Source organism: Streptomyces sp. DSM 40750, assembly GCF_024612035.1.
In the GTDB taxonomy this organism is placed as follows: Bacteria; Actinomycetota; Actinomycetes; order Streptomycetales; family Streptomycetaceae; genus Streptomyces.
Genome location: NZ_CP102513.1, coordinates 10,284,211 through 10,303,316, shown reverse-complemented (window position 1 = coordinate 10,303,316; position 19,106 = coordinate 10,284,211). Strand labels below are relative to the sequence as shown.

The following is a 19,106-nucleotide window of genomic DNA, read 5'->3' as shown; positions in this document are numbered from 1 at the left end:
AAAGCCCCGCGGCATCAGCGGAAGGAAACCGAACATGAAGGAATCGACGCGTACGGCGCTGCTCGTCGCCGTCCGTACGCTCGTCGCGGCAGCCTGCGTCACGCTCGTCGTCACCGCGCGCACGCCGGTCGGGTGGGGAAACCTCCTGGTCATGCTGGCCGCGCTGGCAGGACTGCTGGCCCTGCTCGCCTCGTACAACCGGCGGCTGCGGTGACGGCGGCCACAGGAGCGGGAGCGGCAGCCGTGTCCGGACAGGTACTGGCCTCGGTGCGGCCCAGCGAGCGCCAACTCGCCTGGCAGTCCATGGAGTTCTACGGGTTCATCCACTTCGGCATGAACACGATGACGGACCGGGAGTGGGGCGAGGGACACGACGACCCCGCGCTGTTCGACCCGCCCGGGCTCGACGCCGACCAGTGGGTGCTGGCGCTCAAGAGCGCCGGTATGACCGGGGTGATCCTCACCTGCAAGCATCACGACGGCTTCTGTCTGTGGCCGAGCGACGTCACGGCCTACTCGGTCGCCTCGTCGCCATGGCGGGACGGCCGGGGCGACGTGGTCGCGGAGGTCGCCGAGGCGGCCCGGCGGCACGGCCTGCGGTTCGGGATCTACCTCTCCCCCTGGGACCGCACCGAGGCGACGTACGGCTCCGGGACCGCGTACGACGACTTCTACGTCGCCCAGCTCACCGAACTGCTCACCCGGTACGGGCCGGTGTTCTCCGTCTGGCTGGACGGCGCGAACGGCGAGGGTCCGAACGGCAGGCGCCAGGTCTACGACTGGGAGCGGTACTACGCGGTGGTGCGCGAGCTGCAGCCGGACGCGGTGATCAGCGTGTGCGGCCCCGACGTCCGCTGGTGCGGCAACGAGGCCGGGGACACCCGCCCCGACGAGTGGAGCGTGGTGCCGCGTGCCCTGCGGGACGCGGAGCGGACGGCGGACCGCTCGCAGCAGGCCGACGACGGCACCTTCGCCCGCCTCGTCCGCAGCGACGAGCGCGACCTCGGCAGCCGCGCCGCGCTGGTCGGACACGAGGACGACCTCGTCTGGTACCCGGCCGAGGTCAACACCTCTATCCGGCCCGGCTGGTTCCACCACCCGTCCGAGGACGGCGAGGTCCGCACCGTGGACGAGCTGTTCACCATCCATCTGCGCTCCGTCGGCGGCAACTCCTGTTTCCTGCTCAACGTCCCGCCGGCCAGGGACGGGCTCGTACGGGACACGGACGTGGCGGTGTTGGAGGGGCTGGGCCGGCGTATCGAGGACTTCCGGGCGCGGCGGATCGAGGCGACGGTGACGGTCTCGTCGGGCACGCCGGGCGACGTCGCGACCGCCTGGCCGGACAGCGGACGCACGCCGTGGCGGCCGGCCGACACGGACCCTCTGCCCACCGTGACCCTCGCGTTCGCCCGGCCCCGCCTGGTCGAGGCGGTGGTCCTCGGCGAGGACATCACGCAGGGGCAGCGCGTCGAGCGCGTCGTCGTACGGGGCTGCGGAAACGGCCGGTGGACGGTGCTCGCCGAGGCGAACTCCGTGGGTCACCAGCGCGTCCTGACGTTCCCGCCGGCCGAGGTCGACACCGTACGGGTCGAGGTGCCCCAAGCCCGGGACACGGCGGTCGTCGCCCGGGTGGCCGCGATAGGGGCGGCGTCATGAAGGGAACATCGCCCAGGCAGGGCACATCTCGTAAGCCGGCCGACCCGCGCAGGCCGAGCGCCTCCCGCAGACCGAGCGCCTCCCGCAAGCCGGGCGTCTCCCGCAAGCCCGGGGCCTCCTCCCGCGGAACGTCCCGTCGAGCCGTCGTCCTGATCGCCGGCGCGTGCCTGGCCCTCGCCACGCTGGTCGTCACCGGAGTGACGATGCTCGGCAACGGCGGGAGCGGCAGCCGGGTCGCCTCCCTCGACGGGCACCCCGTCACCCGCGACGAACTGCTCTTCCACATGCGGCGGCTCGCCCCGACCGTGCAGAACGAGCTGCGCAACAAGTACGACCTGCGCGGCACGATCGACTGGAGCGCGGAGACCGGTGACAAGACCGCGCTCCAGCGGCTCGAAACCCGTGCGCTCGACGAGATCTGGCGGGACAAGACCACCCTCGTCCTCGCCAAGGAGCAGGGGCTCATCGACTCCGTCGACCACGCGGACTTCCTCGCCGAGCTGGCGAAGGAGAACGAGTTTCGGGCCAGGGCCGTCGCCGCGGGCCGAACCGTCTACGGCGTCACGGAGTTCTCCCCCGACGAGTACTACACCCACCGGCTGACCGAGCTCAGTACAAGCCTGAAGAAGCGGCTCGGCGCGGACGCCGACGGTCCCCTCCGGGTCACCGACGCCGACGTCCGGCACGCGTTCGACAGCGACCGGGACGCCTGGAGCGCCAACGCGACCACGTACACGTACTCGAAGCTGGTCGTCCCGGTGCCGGCCGATGCCGCCGACGACCACGCCGCCGCGCTCCAGCGACGCGTGGCCGCAGCCAAGGGCCTCGCGGACGTCGCCCCCGAAGAACCCGGCGCCGAGCTCACGACCGACACGTACGACGGCAGTGGTTCCACCGGGCTGAACACCCACGACCAGGACCTGATGGCGGTGCTCGGCAAACTCAGGACGGGTGAGGTCTCCGCTCCCGTCACGGGCACCGGCCAGATCACCTACTACGAACTCGACGGCAGGAGCGTCGACGGGGACAAGGCGTTCGCCGAATACTCCCGGCGGATCCGGCAGTCGCTCGTCGAGGAGAAGTTCGACCAGTACCTCCAGCGCCGGGTCGACGACAGCGACATCGATGTCGACGCCTCGGCGTTGGGTGCCATCAACGCAGAGGATGTGCAGCAATGAGACCCGTCGACACCGGACCGTCCCCCGCCCGGACGCTGTACGTGGGCTTCGTCGCCCTGCTCGCCGCGCTGCTCGTCGGTGCGCTCGTGCCCGCCGCGCACGCCACCACGGTCCCGCACCGTGCCACCGTCAAGGTCAAGCCGTCCTGGCCGGGCAACACGCCGAACACGACCGGCGGCAAGGACTACTTCATCGACGCCAGGCGTGGTCGCGACAGCGCGGCCGGAACCTCGCCGGGCACCGCCTGGCGCACCCTGGCCAAGGCGAACGCGACGACGTTCGCGCCCGGCGACCGCATCCTGCTCAAGGCCGGTGAGCAGTGGCAGGACGAGCAGTTGTGGCCGAAGGGGTCGGGCAGCGCGGGCAAGCCGATCACCATCTCGGCGTACGGCGACGCGAGCGCGGGCCGGCCGTACATCGCGACGAACGGCGAGGTGCCGAGCCCGTTCAAGGCGGACGGTACGAAGAATCCCGCGACCGTGGGCCTGACCGGTGCGATCGTGCTGCGCAATCAGCAGTACTGGAACATCGACAACGTCGAGTTGTCCAACGACGACGACTTCGCGACCGACATCACCACGGGGACGTACGTCCGCGACGGAATCATGGTCTCGATCAACGCCGACCTCCTGCCGAACGGCGCGGACAGCATCATGGACCACTTCCGCATTTCGAATGTGTTCGTCCACGACCTCGACGGCCCGAGTCACTGGCAGAGAATCCACTACGGCGCCGTCAATTTCCAGGTCTTCGGCAGCCGCAGCTACAAGGACTACGGCACCGGCGGCTATTACTTCAAAGACGTCAGGATCGAGAACAACACCTTCGAGAACGTCGAACTGCACGCCGTTCAGTTCGCGTTCAACTGGTTCGCGGCCGACGGCGCGGACGCCGGTCAGTACGACGAGAGCGGCAAGTGGCACGAGGGCTGGGAACAGTTGTGGGTGCGCACCCGCGATCTGTACAGCCGTGACGTCCACATCGGCCACAACTACGCCGAGAGCATCGGCCAGGGCGCGATCCAGCTCGCCAACACCAAGAACATGACGGTCGAGTACAACGAGGTGAACGGCTATCTGGAGCGCTATGACGCGGTGTCCTGCGCGCTCTATCTGTGGGCCGGCGCCGACTCGGTCATGCAGTTCAACGAGGTCTACGGCGGCCCGGACAACGAGTACGACGGCACGCCCTGGGACCTCGAATACACCAACTTCGACGTCACGTACCAGTTCAACTACTCGCACGACAACGCGGCGGGCTGGATGGCCTACATGGGCAACAGCTCCAACTCGACAGCGCGCTACAACCTGAGCGTCAACGACAACGGCGTACTGGTGAAAAACATGCTGTCGACCAACTACTCGCCGACGTATTTCACGAACAACACCTTCGTCTACGACGGGTCAGACCTCGACTACGTCCACGACGAAACATTCCTGAGCCGCGTCTACTTCCTCAACAACATCTTCTACAACACCTCGAAGGCGAAGCCGACCACGTGGTACCGCCGGACCGGCGCCCTGCGGCAGGCGGTGTTCGCCAACAACGACTACTACGAGGCCGGCGGCACCCACTCCCCCCAGGAACCGGCCGACCCGAACGGGCCGCGGACCGACCCACGGTTCGTCGGTGACCCCGCCGACTACGTCACCGGGGTGGGCGTGAACCGGATCCGGGAGGCCGCGGGCCACTTCGCGCTGCGCGACGACTCACCGCTCGTCGACGCCGGCCGGTACAACCCGCACCTGGGCACCGAGGACTTCCTCGGCACGCACATCTACTACGGCGACGCACCGGACATCGGTATGGCCGAGACCCGCGTCGGTCCGAAGGTCCCCGACCCGGTCGACGACGATCCCATCGAGGAGGAGGTCGACAACCGCGTCGACCTCGCCCTGGGCAGACCGGCCACCGCGAGTTCGACCCACCCCGGGGCGAACGGCACACTCACCGCCGACAAGCTGACCGACGGCAGCCTCACCACCCGCTGGGCCGCCGCCGACGACGCGGCCTACCCCATCACGCTCGACATCGACTTCGGCGCGGACACCACCTTCGACGAGGTCTACCTGGACGAGTACACCGACTCGGGCACCAACCCGCGCGTGCGGTCGTTCGACCTGCAACGCTGGGACGCCGGAACAGGCCAGTGGGTCACCTTCGCGACCCGCGACACCGGCATCGGCATCGGCCACGACCTCACCGTGACCGGCTTCGCCGACATCACGACCACCCGGCTCCGGGTGGCGCTCACCGGGCAGATCGCGACGGAGCAGTACACCCCGACCCTCACCGAGATCTCCGTCTACAACTCCGGCGACCAGGCCGGGCCATAGCGCTCAACGGCCACCGGGCGGGTGGACACCACGGCATCCACCCGCCCGGCTGCTCACTAGGCGCCCAGACCGAGCAGGGCCACTTCGAGCGGCAGCGCGGGGCGCTCGGGGAGGGCCGGAGGCTCCTCGCCTCGGCCGGTGTGCGTGGGCGGGACGACTCGGAGCGCCTTGATGCCGTCGGCGGCCCATCCCGCGTCCGTCGGAGGCAGCGACAGGGTCATGCGCCGGCCGTCGGCCAGGGTGGTCTCAAGCTTGGTCGGGTCGTTCGTCGTCATGGCAACTCACTTCCATCGCACACCAGGTGTGTCCGGCCTCAACTCGAAGGACGCCTGTTCGAGCCAAGAAGTTCCCCTGCGGGGATCGCCGTATCACCCTGCCGTAGGCGGTGCAGAACCGTTCCAGGCGGCTGCGGTGGTCGGGTGGGTCCGCCCGGCGGCACGTCTGCACGACGTCGCCCACGCGCTCCCGTACGTCGCGCCCTTCCGGGACGACGCCGAGTGCATCCGTCGGCTGTACTTCCCGCGGCCCCGGTTCTCCGTCGAGGTAGCTGAGGACCTCACGGCCCCGCCCTGGCGCGAGACACCCGCACGCCCCCGCGCCACACGTCGGCGACTGACTTCGGCCGCCCTCAGATGATGCCCAGGCGCGTCAGGAGTCCGCTCCCCGTCGCGTGGACGGAGCCGGCACTGCCGCTCAGGGGCGAGGCCCAGGTGGGATCGTGCCATGGACCGGCGGATGAGTGGGCGAGGAGGTGTTGTGCCGTGGTCGGGGCGGTGTGCTGCGGAGCTCCTGCCGTGATCAGGGCTCCGGTGAGGACCGCCGTCGCCTCGGCCGGTGGGGCATGGTCGTAGAGCAGGGGAAGCAGTAGGAGGAGGCGGGCGGCCGGGTCCTTGAGGCCCTGGGCCGTGCCGCTCGGGGTGTCGTCGGCGATGCGGGTCAGTTCGGGCCAGGTCAGGGTGTCTCCCGCCAGCTCCCCCTCCCAGCTCGCGAATCGCTGGGCGCGGCGTCGGCCGGGGTGGGTGGACAGATAGTCGATGCCGTAGTCGCCGACGAAGTTGCGGTAGATCACTGCGATCCCGTGCCCGTTCGCGAGCGGGACCCGGAACACCGGCCGGCGCTCCGGGTCCATGAGTACCTCGGACATGGCGTCGGCGTCGGCTCCGTCGTCGCCGAACCACTCCGGCTCGCCACCCGCGTCACGGCAGCACGGGCCCAGCAGGTGGTTCGACCAGAAGCCAGGCGGGCTGTCAGTGGCTCGCCCGCGACCAAGGGGCCGCCGTGATCCTCGTATCCGTCGATCCGCACACCACAAGGCTGCCATCAGCCTCCGGCGTCAGGGCCGTCGGGTCGGCGTTCCTCCCGCAGGGGGCCGGTGGCGTCCGCTGTCTCTGAGCCTTGATCCACCGAGGTGGTTCGAGAGTGATCTTCTGATCGATTTCTGTGTCCGCTTTGGGCTGGTGGCTGGGTGTGGGCAGGCGGCATCTGCTGGTCTGCCCGGCTTTTCCACGGGTTCGGTTCCGGTTGGGCCCGGGTGGGCGGGGTGGGCAGGGGCTGTTCGGGTCAGTCGGGTGGGCTGTGGACGGTGGTGAAGAGGTGTGCCCAGGCGTGCTGCCAGGGCCAGTTGTGGGGCAGGTGCAGAGTGACGCGTCGCGCTGAGCGGGCGATGCGGGCCGGGAACGAGGCACTTCCTCGTTTCAAGAAGAGTTATCCACAGATGCCGGATCGGTGGATCAAGGCTTAGCCGCACGGGCGCCCGCGCCCCGGCAGCGTCTGGGCAACGGAACTGCCGATCAGGTCCGCTTCCCCGAACACGAGCCCGGCGGTACTGGCCACCAGGCCGGTGTTGCCTGGTTCACGATGTGACCACGGGCCGCCCACCCCCCCGGCCGCCCGGCCCCGACTGCGCGCCCGCACGCAGCCGGGCCTTAGGCTGAATATATGGAGGCCGTCCTCTCGCCTCTACGGTGGCGGAGCGATACCGCGTGGAGTGGACCTACGAGGGAAGCTCGTTGGCGTCGTACGACCCTACGACCCGGCGCTCTACCGGGCCAGGGGGGTGGCGGAGGACTCGATTGCCGAGGACTTCCTTATAGGAAACGGAGCAGACGTCGTGAGTGATGCAACCGGGTCGGGGGGCACATACCGCCTCTTTCACGGCAAGCGGCTCGCGATGGGACTCAGGGGCGAACCGGGGGTGCTCGTAAGCACCTCAACCCCGCCGCCGCTGCCAGGGGCTGCACCGGTCACGCATCCGTTCGCCACTGCGACGTTCCACGTGGCCGAATGCGAGGGCGAACTCGGAGCGCTCCTGCGCGAGGCATCCGATCTCCATACATTCCTCGACGCTGCCGAGCGTTCCGGCTACGCGGTCGAGGCGGTCGAGGACCGCACGGCACCATTGCCACCTGCCGCAGGCGGCAGTGACGCGGCATCCGAGGGCGTCGGCCGGCTCATAGTGGTGGGCAGAGCGCACTTCGCTCAGCTCAGGACCGACCCGGTGCTGAACGTCATCGAGCTGCCCGACGGGCTCGGCGTCTGCCTTGTGCACGCCGTACGCGGCGGAGGCAAGATCTACGTTGCACCCGACGAATCGGCGCTGTTCGCGGGGTCAGCGGTCGACTTCGAGACTGGCCTCGACGCGTTCCGCGACGGCGCTCGCACGCCGCTCGAGAAGTTCGACAACAACGGCAGCGGCACACAAGGGTGACGCCGCCGCCCTTGCCCGCGCTCCGCCCCCCCTTGACGCTGAACACGGATTGCGCTTGTCGGAGCCGAGGTGGTCGGTTGATCCCGACCACCGATCGGACAGCGGCAGCCACTTCGTCAGCCGCTGAAGGAGGCCCCCACATCTGTCAGCCGAGGGTTCTCGGCCTGCAGCCCGCACCATCAACTCGTGGATCAACTGACCGTCAACCGTCTTCGGCTGCTTCGGCTCAGGCGTCTCGGCGGTCTCGGCCTCCGTCACGTGCCACTGGGAACCGATGAATCTTCCTGGATCAGGGATTGCCCCGAACACTCACGGCCACCCCGGAGGAGACTGTGGCGGAGGAGGTGTGGAACGCCGCGTAATTCCCCAGCCGGAACTTCACGGAATGGGCCAGGGACATCGCGGCGCCGACGCCTTCGTGCCCATGCGGACGCCGGACCTGCTCCTCGCTACCCACGGTCGCCAGGGTTTCCGGGCCGCCTGATAGCCGCCGATCATCAGGGCTGGTCAGGGCGGTCAAGGGTGGGCGCATGCCCAGCGCGGAGCGCCGCGAAGGCGCCCTTGAGTGCACTGTCCAGCCCCACACTCAGCAGTCGGGCGGCCCGTCACCGGCCGCGACCAACTGGGGAATTGCACGGCGCTGGAGGCCATGATCGTGGGAAATCCGTGACCGTCGACAGGAGGAGAGCGGGGGGGCGGCCCGTCCGCGTAGGCGGCGGGGCCTGCCGCCACAGGCGCTCAGCCCGTGAGGAAGGCGCCCTCGGAGCAGGGGCGGCAGACGAAGACGTAGCCCAACTGGCCGCCGAGGTTCATCGCGGTCTGCCGGTCGATCCCCTCCTCCAAGTGTGCCGCGAATTCCGTCGTGCCGGAGCAGGAGGGGCACCCGGGCCACCGGTCGTCGTCCAGGTAGGAGGGGCTGCCGCCGAGCGATCCGAGCACCTCGCGTTGCTTCCCGAACCGCTCGCCTGGCTCCCGCTTCCACCCTGAACGGGCGAGGTCGTATGTGTCGCGCGGGAGATCGTCGCCGTCATCCTCCTCGGGATCGAGCGTCACGACCCGGGTCGTGATCGCCGACACTGCGGGCAGCAGCGTCACGCCCTTCTCGGGTACGGCCACCGGTACCAGTCCCGCGGGCGGGAAAAGAAGGACCCGATTCGCCCCGGAGGTCGCGTCCCACAGCTCGCAGGCGCCCGGATCGTTCTGGCACACGAACACCGACAGGACGCCGTACTCGACCGGCAGATGCGCGAAGAACTGCATCGGCCCTCCGCAGTAGTCGCCGCACACCGGCCAGGTGAACCCCTCGGGGGCCAGCGGCACACCCCCGGTACGTGGCACGTCCGCATCGGGCGCGGCCGTACCGTCGTAGATCATCAAAGTGGCCTGCATGGAGGAAGGCTACGGGCAGTCGCCAGCTCAGGATCCAGCATGCACAGTACGCCGTCGCGGATCATCCCGATGTACCCCGAGGAGGGAGCACTCCACGAGATCGGCGACGCCGGCGGCGGTAAACGGGTCAAGGACCGCGCGATCCTGATCCTCAGTCAGTTTTCCGCGCTTGTGCACGGCCCGTGCGGCGATGGCGCAGGCGGACTTGCTCTGTGTGAGAAGGCCCTCGCGGACCTGGTTCAGCTCATCGACGCGCAGGAGCAATGCCGATGAGACGGCGTGGTCGATCGCGGAATGCTCCGAGGCGGGCACCCGGGCCGCCCTGGTGCCACCGGCGGAGGAAAGCCTGGTTCAACATAGCGAGCGCGTCCGCCGACAGGGCCGTGGCGGACCTGATGTGGCGGGCGGTCGTGGGATCAACGGGGCGTACCTCCTGTGTCGTGCGGACAGCGGTCAGGCTACGGTCCGGGTCGGACAGGGCTCCGACGGCTGGGGCAGCCCGCGTGACACGGACGTCACAGTGCCGTTGGACTGCACGCCCCCGAAGCGGGCTTCGTCCTCCTCGATCAGGAATCAGGGTGGTGGCGGCGGAGGCAACCGCGGTGCCTGCTCCAGAAGGCGGCGGAGGTGCGGTGGCACCGGAACTTTGACAATCGGGCTCGCCGGACCACGCTCCGGGAAACAGGCCATCATACCGCTGCTGACGTGTACCAACCCTGTCTCCGGTGAGCCCCCCATGGCGGGCGCGTGTTCATACTCAGCCTCTTGTCCACAGTTAACGCAACGCATGTCTCACCCCTGCTCCTGGGCCGGGCACCGCAAAATCGTGGCTCCTTGGTCCGCCAGCGACGGCTTGATGTTCCTGGGGCTCGCGCAGCCCCACTACTCGGTCGTCGACGTTCCCCGGGCGGTTCCACGGGCGGCGTCGCCGCCACCGGTGGACTGCACGCTGATGCCCCCGGTGGCGGTGTCCTCTCAGGGTTCAGCCCTCGTCGACGTACTCCCAGAAGACCGGCGAGTTCGGTCATCGAACACAGCGGAGACCGCCGCCGGCATGAGGGAAACTTGCAACTCGGAAGTGCCTTGCTGATCCAGCGTGCCGGACGCCTGAAGAACTCCCATCATCGCAGGTCACGAGGCACTTCCTCGTTTCTGGAAGAGTTATCCACAGACGTCGGATCGGTGGATCAAGGCTAAGCGAGGCCGCCGTTGCTCATCAGCAGTTGGCCGTTGATCCACTGGCCTTCCCGGGAGCAGAGGAAGTCGACCAGGTGTGCGGTGTCCTGTGGGGTGCCCAGGCGGCCGAGCGGGGTGGCGCGGACGCAGTGTTCCCGGATGTCGTCGGACATCCAGCCGGTGTCGACCGGGCCGGGGTTGATGACGTTGGCGGTGACGCCGAGGTGGGCGAGTTCGTGTGCGGCGGCCAGGGTGATGCGGTCCAGGGCTCCCTTGCTCGCTCCGTAGGGGAGGTTGCCCACGGTGTGGTCGCTGGTGAGGCTGACGATCCGGCCGGTCCCCCGCTCGGCGGTGAAGCGGCGTCCGAACTCGCGGATGAGCAGCCAGGTGGCGCGCGCGTTGACGGCGAAGTGGCGGTCGAAGCTCTCGACGGTGGTGTCGAGGAGACCTGAGTCGACCGACTCGCAGTGGCACATCACCAGCGCGGTGGCAGCGCCCAGCCGTTCCTCGGCCTCGTCGAAGACGCGTGCCGGGGTGTCCGGGTCGGCGAGGTCCGCCTCGATCGCCGCGACGGACGCCCCGTGTTCGGTCAGGGCCCGGCTGATCGCTTCGGTCGCGCCGGCTTCCCCGCCCCAGGGCATGCGGTCGTCGTAGGGGGTCCAGTGGGTGAAGGCGATGTCCCACCCTGATGCCGCCAGCCGACGGGCGATACCGGCGCCGATACCGACGGTACGACCCACGCCGGTGACCAGCGCGAGCGGGCGGGCCCGGGCAGGGGTCCCCTCGGGGCCCGACTGGTCCTGATCGCTGCTCGTCGTCACGGCGTGCGATCGTCCACGAGCGGCAGCGGGCCGTCAAACGCTTTTCCTGTGGCCGGGGTCGGCGGTTTCCGTGTCTGCCGACGAAGAGAGGTCGGATGACACCATCGGCCGGTGACTGTTGATGACGGACGACGCCCCTCGCTCTCCGGCGTCAGGAGTTCATTCTCCTGTGGGGCGGCCGGACGGTCATCCTGCCAGGACGGGCCGGAAACGCGAACTGACGTACGGAACAGGGGCGTCGGGACGTAAGTTGTGCCTGGAACTCCTCGCTTCGGCTGAAAGACGGACGGCAGACATGACCGACCACGCGACAACGCCCGGACCGGCGGCGCATCAGAAGATCGACACCTCGGTGCCGCACTCGGCCCGTATCTGGAACTACTGGCTCGGCGGGAAGGACAACTACCCCGTCGACGAGCAGGCCGGCGACGCCTACACCGCCGTGTTCCCCGGCATCGTGACGATCGCCCGCAGCAGCCGCGCGTTCCTGCGCCGCAACATCACGTACTTGGTCGCCGAGGCGGGCATACGCCAGTTCCTGGACGTGGGAACGGGCCTGCCGACCGCCGAGAACACCCATGAGGTCGCCCAGCGGATCGCCCCTGAGAGCCGGATCGTCTACGTCGACAACGACCCGATGGTCCTGGCACACGCCCGCGCCCTGCTCTACTCCACACCGGAGGGGGCGACCTCCTACGTCGACTCCAACGTGCTGGCCCCGGACCGCATCCTCGCGGCCGCCGCCGACACCCTGGACTTCAGCCGGCCCACCGCCCTGATCCTCAGCAACATCCTGGGCCACGTCGCCACCTACGACCAGGCACGCTCCATCGTCACCCATCTGATGGGAGCACTGCCGTCCGGCAGCTACCTCTCCATCAACGACGGTTCGCGCGGCATCGACCCGGTCTTCGAGCAGGCTCAGGACGCGTACAACGAGAGCGGCGCCGTACCGTACAACCTGCGCACCGTCGACGAGATCACCTCGTTCTTCGACGGCCTGGAGCTCCTGGACCCCGGCGTCGTCTCGGTCCCCCTCTGGCGTCCGGGCCCCACCGACACGGCCCGGGAAGTCATCGCCGAACACGGCGGCCTCGCCCGCAAGCCGTGATGCCACGCTGTGATGCCGTGATGTGAGGTGGCGCGGGCGCGGGACGGCCTCATCCCCGCCCGCGCCCGCGGCGACCTGCCGTCGGGGCGGGTCCCGAGCGAAATTCGCTGGTTGCCGGTGGGGGTCTCCGGCAGGCTTCGCGGTGATGACCGACGAATCCGCGGACGACGAGGTGTATGCCTCGCCGTGCTCGCTCAAGGGGCTGCTGCAACGGGGGCGAGGCCTCGGCGCGTTGTGGGCGCTCGACGAACCGGAGACATCGGCCGAGCTGGTGTACGAGGTCGTGCGGCAGGACTGGCGGTGGGACACGATCGTGGACGACCGCCACCTCTATCTCGCACGCCTGATACGGGATGCGGGGCTCGCTCTGGATCCGGTGCTCGCCCTGCTGGCGGGGGACGGTGACGAGTGCGAGCGGGCCACCGGGATTCTGGAGCTGCTGGCCTTGTCGGGGTCGGTCGAGGCTCGTGAGGGGCTGCGGGGTTACGTTCGCGAGGGCGAACACTGGGTCGATGTGCTGGAGTCGGTGGCGGGTGTCTGGCCCGTCGAGTGGTGGGACGACCTGGCCGATGTCGCACGGAATCGTCCGGGCGGGGGGCGGCCTCGCTTGTGGCGCTCCGAGCCCTGGGTGCGCTGGAGGGTGGGGGCCCGGACGGGCACGCCCGTTCGCCCGCCCCGGCCGCACACGATCGACGTGGGTCCGAGCAGCCGTCAGCTCCTGGAAGTCCTCGCCGACGGCAGGGCGGCCAACCGCACGAAGAACCAGGCCCTGCGTACCTTGGCCGGGCGGCCGCCGGAGCCGGCGCTGATCCCGCTGGTGCCCGACCTTGCGGAGGCGAACGGTGAACTCCCTCTGCCGGGGCTCGGCGTCGCGGTCCTGCGGCTCGGTCCGCTCGCCGTGCCCGAGGCGCGGGCCTGGGCGGTGGACGGGCAGCGGTGGCTGTCGTGGATCGGGGTCCAGGTGCTGGCGGAACACGGTACGGCCCAGGATCTGCCCGTACTGATGGCGGAGCTGTCGGCGCGGGAAGAGGCAGACCAGTGGTGCGGTCCCGCCACACTGGCCGCCGGGACAGCCCGTTTCGGCGCGGCGGGCGCGGAGGCCGCGCCGGTGCTGCGCAGGCTGTGGCTGCGCACGCCGCACTCGTACGAACGGCCCGACTGCCTCAAGGCGTTGGCGGCCGTCGCCCCGGCCGGACTCGACTTCGCGTACACCGAGTCGCTGTGGGACTGCGAATCGAACGGCCGTCTGCTGGGGATCGCGCACGCGCCCGATCTGCCGCACGTCAGGGAGCGGCTGGCGCGGTTGCGGGACGATCCGATGGAAGAGGCCGAGGTCCGGGCCGCCGCCAGGAAGCGTCTGGTCCACACCACTCATTGATCGATCAGTTTCCGGCCAAAGACTTGATATGCCCCTGACATAGGCAGCGCCCGTCTGTCACTCTGTGCGCATCCCGTCTCACGACGGCGCACGCGCACCCGCATCGCAGTACTCCCTGCACTACCCGGTGCCTCGACCCGTGCACCGGGTCCTTCGTACGGCCGCTCGTACAACGTCGGCCGCAGCAAAGGAGTTCGCGTGAGATCCACCCCCCACAGACGTACGACGGCCACGGCCGCGCTCGTTGTCACGGCGGCGGTGCTCGCCGTCGCCGTCCCGGGCGCCCCCGCCCTCGCACGCGGTGACGGCGGCGAAGGCACCGTCCGTACCGCTGCCGCCGAGCCGGACCGCGGGGCGCTGCCCGCGCAGCTCACTCCCACGCAGCGCGAGACCCTCATCCAGCGTGCCGATAAGGCCACGGACAAGACCGCCGACCGCCTCGGCCTGGGCGGCCAGGAGGAGTTGCGCGTCCGTGACGTCGTCAAGGACGCCGACGGCACCGTGCACACGCGGTACGAGCGCACCTACGCCGGCCTGCCCGTGCTCGGCGGCGATCTGGTCGTCCACGCCTCGAAGTCCGGCGCGGTCGAGAGCGTCACCCGGGCCTACAAGCCCGAGCTGAAGGTGTCGGACCTCAGCCCCGAGGTCAGCAAGGCCGCGGCCGAGAAGCAGGCGCTCGCGGCGGCCAAGGAGGAAGGTTCCTCCAAGACCGAGGCGGACAGCGGCCGCAAGGTCGTCTGGGCCGCGAAGGGCACGCCGACGCTCGCCTACGAGACCGTGGTGAGCGGCTTCCAGCACGACGACACGCCCAGTGAGCTGCATGTCATCACCGACGCGCAGACCGGGAAGAAGCTGTTCGAGTACGAGGCCGTGCACACCGGCACGGGCAACACCCGCTACAGCGGCACGGTCCCGCTCGGCACCAGCCAGTCGGGGTCGTCGTACACGCTGACCGACGCGGACCGGGGCAACCACCGTACGTACAACCTGAACCGCGGCTCGTCCGGGACGGGCACGCTGTTCAGCGGGACCGACGACGTCTGGGGCGACGGGACCACCTCCGACCTGGAGACCGCGGGCGCGGACGCGCACTACGGGGCGGCGCTGACCTGGGACTACTACAAGAACGTGCACGGGCGGAACGGGCTGCGCAACGACGGGGTCGCGCCGTACAGCCGGGTCCACTACGGCAACAACTACGTCAACGCGTTCTGGCAGGACTCCTGCTTCTGCATGACGTACGGCGACGGGTCGAACAACGCCAACCCGCTCACCTCGATCGACGTTGCCGCGCACGAGATGACGCACGGCCTGACCTCGGTCACCGCGGGCCTCAACTACAGCGGTGAGTCGGGCGGGTTGAACGAGGCGACCTCCGACATCTTCGCCGCCGCGGTCGAGTTCGCCGCCGGCAACGGCAACGATGTCGGGGACTACCTGGTCGGCGAGAAGATCGACATCAACGGCGACGGTACGCCGCTGCGGTACATGGACAAGCCGAGCCGGGACGGCTCCTCGCGCGACTACTGGTCCTCCACGCTCGGCAACATCGACGTCCACTACTCCTCGGGCCCGGCCAACCACTGGTACTACCTGGCCGCCGAGGGCAGCGGCGCGAAGACCGTCAACGGCGTCGACTACGACTCCCCCACGTACGACGGGCTTCCGGTGACGCCGATAGGCCGGGAAGCGGCCGAGAAGATCTGGTTCCGGGCGCTGACCACCTACATGACGTCCACCACCAACTACGCGGCCGCCCGCACCGCCACCCTGCAGGCCGCAGCCGACCTGTACGGGCTCGGCTCGGTGACCTACAACAACACCGCCAACGCCTGGGCCGCGATCAACGTCGGCTCCAGGATCCTGGACGGCGTGACGGTGATCCCGCCGGCCAGCCAGTACTCCCTGACCGGCCAGGCCGTCACGCTGGACGTCCAGGCGTCCTCCACCAACGCCGGCGCCCTGTCGTACGCGGCCACCGGTCTGCCGGACGGGCTGTCCATCGACGCCGCCACGGGCCGCGTCTCGGGTACGCCGACCACCGCCGGGAGCTGGACGCCGACGGTCACCGTGACGGACTCGACCGGCGAGACCGGTACGGCGAGCTTCGCCTGGCGGGTCGACGAGGAGGGCAACGCGTCGGTCTTCGAGAACACGACCGACTACCAGATACCCGACAACTCCACCGTGGCCTCCCCGATCAACGTCAACCGGGCCGGAGCGGCGTCCAGCGCGCTCACCGTGGATGTGGACATCGTCCACACCTGGCGCGGTGACCTGGTCATCGACCTCGTGGCCCCGGACGGCACGGCGTACCGGCTGAAGGACTCCGCCTCGTCCGACTCGGCTGACAACGTGATCGCGACGTACACGGTGGACGCCTCCTCCGAAACGGCCGCGGGCACCTGGAACCTGCGGGTCCAGGACGTGGCCAGCCTCGACACCGGCTACATCAACAGCTGGAAGCTGACGTTCTGACGCTCCGTCAACCAGCGTTCCACTGAAGCAAGTCAGCTGCTGAGCGGTCGGTCCTGCCCCTGCGGGACCGGCCGCTCGGCAGTGTTCCCCTCCGCGTCGATGTGCGGCAGCACGCGGTCCAGCCAGCGGGGAGTCCACCAGGCGTGGCGGCCGAGGAGGGTCATCACCGCCGGGACGAGGAGCAGGCGTACGACCGTCGCGTCGATGAGGACACTCACTGCGAGGCCCAGGCCCAGCATCTTGACGACGATGTTGTCGCTGACGATGAACGCGGCGAAGACACTCACCATGATCAGCGCGGCGCAGGTGATGACACGTGCGGTGATCTCCAGGGCGTGGGCGACGGCGGCGCGGGCGTCGCCCGTGTGGAGCCAGGCCTCGTGGACGCGGGAGAGCAGGAAGATCTCGTAGTCCATGCTCAGGCCGAAGATGATGGCGAACATCATCATCGGGACGTAGCTCTCGATGGGCACCTTGCCGGACACGCCCAGAGCCGGGCCGCCCCAGCCCCATTGGAAGACGGCGACGACCACACCGTACGAGGCGGTGATGGACAGGACGTTGAGGGCCGCCGCCTTCAACGCGACGAGCAGGCCGCGGAAGACGATGAGGATGATCAGGAAGGCCAGGGCGACGACGACACCGATGATGAGGGGCAGTCGGCTCGACACGATGTCGCGGAAGTCGACCTGGGAGGCCGTGGTGCCGGTGACGTATCCCTCGGCCCGGGTGCCGGAGACGGAGGCGGGCAGGGTGTCGTCGACCAGGCGGTTCACCAGGTCCGTGGTGTCGGCGTTCTGTGGGGACTCCTTCGAGTAGACCGTGCCGACGAGCACGTCCCCGTCCTGCGTGGCGGACAAGGGGGTCACCGCGTGCGCTCCTTCCACCGCGTCGAGGTTCTTCTGCGCGGTGCTCTGGAGGGTCTGGCGGTCGCCGGACGGGACGGAGGTCTGGTCGATGACGACGGTGAGCGGGCCGTTGGAGCCGGGGCCGAAGGCGTCGGTCATCAGGTCGTAGGCGCGCCGGTCGGTGAAGGAGGTGGGGTCGGCGCCGTCGCCGATGTGGCCGAGCTGGAGGGAGAAGACGGGGATCGCGAGGACGGCGATCGTCGTGACGCCCGCGGCCAGGAACTGCCAGGGACGGCGCTCGACACGTTGGGCGTAGCGGTGCCAGGTGCCCTGGATCTCGGCGCCTTCCCCGGCGCCGGTCTCGGCGACCGGTCGGCGCACGTGGTAGCGGTCGATACGTCTGCCGATGAGGCCCAGCAGGGCGGGGAGCAGGGTCAGGGCGCCGGCGACCGCCGAGACGACGGTGACGGCGGCCGCGAGTCCGAGTTTGCCGATGAAGCTCACTCCGGACGCGTACAGCCCGCACAGGGCGATGATCACCGTGCAGCCGGAGACGAGGACGGCGCGGCCGCTGGTCGCCGCGGCGTACCCGGCCGCGTGCACCGGGTCGGCGCCGTTCATGAGGTTCTGCCGGTGACGGGTGATCAGGAACAGGGCGTAGTCGATACCCACGCCGAGACCGATCATCGTCGCCAGGGTCGGCGAGACGGTGGCGAAGGTGAACGCGGAGGCCAGCAGCCCGAGACAGGCCAGGCCGCCGATCGCGCTGAGCAGCGCGGTCACCAGGGGCAGCCCGGCCGCGATCACACTGCCGAAGCCGACGAGGAGGACGACGATCGCCACCGCGAACCCGATGAGTTCGCTCACCCGGTCGTCGGGCGCGGGACGGGCCAGTTCGCCGAGCGGTCCGCCGTACTCGACCTCGGCGCCCGCCGACCGCAGCGGCTGGACGGAGTCGTCCACGCCGTCGAGATAGCTGTCCTCCAGGGTCGAGGGCTGCACGTCGAAGCGGATGGTGATGTACGCCGTCTTCTGGTCGGACGACAGCGGCCCGACGTTCGGCTGCTGCGACTGCCCCGACGACTGCGACGGCTGTGTGGCGGGAGCGGTGAGCGGGTTCTGGACCGACAGCACGTGCGGAAGCTTCTGCAGGTCGTCGACCGTGTCGGACATCTGGGAGCCGAGGGAGGTGAGCGCCTTGTCCTTGTCGTGCAGGACGATCTGGCTGCTGTAGCCGCCGGCCGCGGGATCGTGCTCCTTCAGCACGTCCAGGCCCTGCTCGGACTGCACGCCCGGGAGGGAGAAGTCGTCCGAGTAGTCACCGCCGTAGGACCGGTTCAGCACCTGGAGGGCCGCGAGGATCACCAGCCAGGCGACGATGACGACGACGAAATGCCGGGCACACCACTCGCCGAGCCGCCGCAGCCTGCCCGCCGCGGCTCTGCCCTTCCCACCGGAACGACCAGTTCGCATCGCCTCTCCCTGCGGGAGCGATCTCCCGCATGCCCCATTACACGGTGCCCCTGCCCGCCCGGCACCTCCGGCGGCCACCGGTCCCCCGGTTGGCGGGCCCGGCTTGACAGGCGGACGATGGGAAGGTGGGGACGGAACGGAAGGAGCCGTGATGCTGGAGATCAAGACGGTCGACAAGCCCGACGAACGGCGGGACTTCCCACGAGGTCACCTCGAAGCTGTCCACCTCACGGGCCTCGACTTCGCCGTGGCCACCTTCGAACCGGGCTGGCGCTGGTCCGAGTCCGTCGCCCCCATCGCGGGCACGGAGAGCTGCCAGATCCACCACAACGGCTATGTGCTCCAGGGGCGCATGCACATCCGCATGGACGACGGTGGTGAGGGCGAGGTCGGACCGGGCGACGCCTTCGTGTGCCCGCCTGGGCACGACGCGTGGGTCGTGGGCGACGAGCAGTGCCTGGTGCTCGACTTCGCCGGTGGGATGGCACAGGAGTACGCCAAGTCGTCGGACGAGTGATCCGCCGAAAGCCCGTCGGCCGACCCCGGTGCGCGGGA

General features: G+C 69.5%; 15 protein-coding genes. 10 read left to right on the top strand and 5 right to left on the bottom strand.

What is annotated here, in order from left to right:
• The first annotated feature begins 34 nt into the window (after positions 1 to 34).
• Genes JIX55_RS45130 through JIX55_RS45115 form a run of 4 tightly spaced genes read left to right on the top strand, consistent with a single transcriptional unit; the run spans position 35 to position 5,170 of the window.
• Positions 35 to 214: a DUF6903 family protein gene (locus tag JIX55_RS45130; RefSeq protein WP_257569005.1), complete on the top strand. Its 180-nt coding sequence runs from the start codon at positions 35 to 37 to the stop codon at positions 212 to 214.
• A gap of 29 nt (positions 215 to 243) precedes the next feature.
• Positions 244 to 1,656: an alpha-L-fucosidase gene (locus JIX55_RS45125; RefSeq protein WP_257569004.1), complete on the top strand. Its 1,413-nt coding sequence runs from the start codon at positions 244 to 246 to the stop codon at positions 1,654 to 1,656.
• Positions 1,653 to 2,834: a hypothetical protein gene (locus JIX55_RS45120; protein ID WP_257569003.1), complete on the top strand. Its 1,182-nt coding sequence runs from the start codon at positions 1,653 to 1,655 to the stop codon at positions 2,832 to 2,834. The genes JIX55_RS45125 and JIX55_RS45120 overlap by 4 nt, the downstream gene beginning before the upstream one ends.
• Positions 2,831 to 5,170, top strand: coding sequence for a discoidin domain-containing protein (locus JIX55_RS45115; RefSeq protein WP_257569002.1), 2,340 nt, complete (start codon positions 2,831 to 2,833; stop codon positions 5,168 to 5,170). The genes JIX55_RS45120 and JIX55_RS45115 overlap by 4 nt, the downstream gene beginning before the upstream one ends.
• Positions 5,171 to 5,226: 56 nt before the next feature.
• On the opposite strand, the gene JIX55_RS45110 is transcribed toward JIX55_RS45115, so the two are convergent.
• Both JIX55_RS45110 and JIX55_RS45105 read right to left on the bottom strand, forming a co-directional pair.
• Positions 5,227 to 5,445, bottom strand: coding sequence for a hypothetical protein (locus JIX55_RS45110; RefSeq protein ID WP_257537018.1), 219 nt, complete (start codon positions 5,443 to 5,445; stop codon positions 5,227 to 5,229).
• A gap of 353 nt (positions 5,446 to 5,798) precedes the next feature.
• Positions 5,799 to 6,314 (bottom strand): hypothetical protein, encoded by a 516-nt coding sequence (locus JIX55_RS45105; RefSeq protein WP_257569001.1) that lies wholly within the window; start codon positions 6,312 to 6,314, stop codon positions 5,799 to 5,801.
• A gap of 966 nt (positions 6,315 to 7,280) precedes the next feature.
• On the opposite strand from JIX55_RS45105, the gene JIX55_RS45095 reads away from it, so the two are divergent.
• The gene (locus JIX55_RS45095; protein WP_257569000.1) at positions 7,281 to 7,877 is read left to right on the top strand and encodes a hypothetical protein; all 597 of its coding nucleotides are present in this window, start codon (positions 7,281 to 7,283) and stop codon (positions 7,875 to 7,877) included.
• Between the two features lie 738 nt (positions 7,878 to 8,615).
• On the opposite strand, the gene JIX55_RS45090 is transcribed toward JIX55_RS45095, so the two are convergent.
• On the bottom strand, positions 8,616 to 9,266 hold the full coding sequence (locus JIX55_RS45090; protein WP_257566260.1) for a YwqG family protein: 651 nt from the start codon (positions 9,264 to 9,266) through the stop codon (positions 8,616 to 8,618).
• Between the two features lie 39 nt (positions 9,267 to 9,305).
• Between JIX55_RS45090 and JIX55_RS45085 the strand changes: the two genes are divergently transcribed.
• Complete coding sequence (locus tag JIX55_RS45085; RefSeq protein WP_257568999.1) at positions 9,306 to 9,539, top strand: hypothetical protein; 234 nt, start codon at positions 9,306 to 9,308, stop codon at positions 9,537 to 9,539.
• Between the two features lie 920 nt (positions 9,540 to 10,459).
• On the opposite strand, the gene JIX55_RS45080 is transcribed toward JIX55_RS45085, so the two are convergent.
• Positions 10,460 to 11,263, bottom strand: coding sequence for an SDR family oxidoreductase (locus JIX55_RS45080; RefSeq protein ID WP_257568998.1), 804 nt, complete (start codon positions 11,261 to 11,263; stop codon positions 10,460 to 10,462).
• Between the two features lie 295 nt (positions 11,264 to 11,558).
• On the opposite strand from JIX55_RS45080, the gene JIX55_RS45075 reads away from it, so the two are divergent.
• The 3 genes from JIX55_RS45075 to JIX55_RS45065 all read left to right on the top strand — a co-directional run bounded on the left by JIX55_RS45075 (position 11,559) and on the right by JIX55_RS45065 (position 16,230).
• Complete coding sequence (locus JIX55_RS45075) at positions 11,559 to 12,374, top strand: SAM-dependent methyltransferase (protein ID WP_257568997.1); 816 nt, start codon at positions 11,559 to 11,561, stop codon at positions 12,372 to 12,374.
• Positions 12,375 to 12,519: 145 nt separating this feature from the next.
• Positions 12,520 to 13,752 (top strand): hypothetical protein, encoded by a 1,233-nt coding sequence (locus tag JIX55_RS45070; RefSeq protein ID WP_257568996.1) that lies wholly within the window; start codon positions 12,520 to 12,522, stop codon positions 13,750 to 13,752.
• A gap of 198 nt (positions 13,753 to 13,950) precedes the next feature.
• Positions 13,951 to 16,230 (top strand): M4 family metallopeptidase, encoded by a 2,280-nt coding sequence (locus JIX55_RS45065; RefSeq protein ID WP_257568995.1) that lies wholly within the window; start codon positions 13,951 to 13,953, stop codon positions 16,228 to 16,230.
• 32 nt (positions 16,231 to 16,262) lie between these two features.
• Here the strand turns inward: JIX55_RS45065 and JIX55_RS45060 are convergent, their stop codons facing one another.
• Entirely contained in the window at positions 16,263 to 18,551 is a 2,289-nt protein-coding gene (locus JIX55_RS45060; protein WP_257568994.1) for an MMPL family transporter, read from the bottom strand.
• Positions 18,552 to 18,702: 151 nt separating this feature from the next.
• Here JIX55_RS45060 and JIX55_RS45055 point away from each other — a divergent pair, with 151 nt between their 5' ends.
• A complete protein-coding gene (locus JIX55_RS45055) occupies positions 18,703 to 19,068 on the top strand; it encodes a cupin domain-containing protein (RefSeq protein WP_257568993.1) in 366 nt (121 codons plus the stop codon).
• The last annotated feature ends 38 nt before the right edge of the window (positions 19,069 to 19,106 follow it).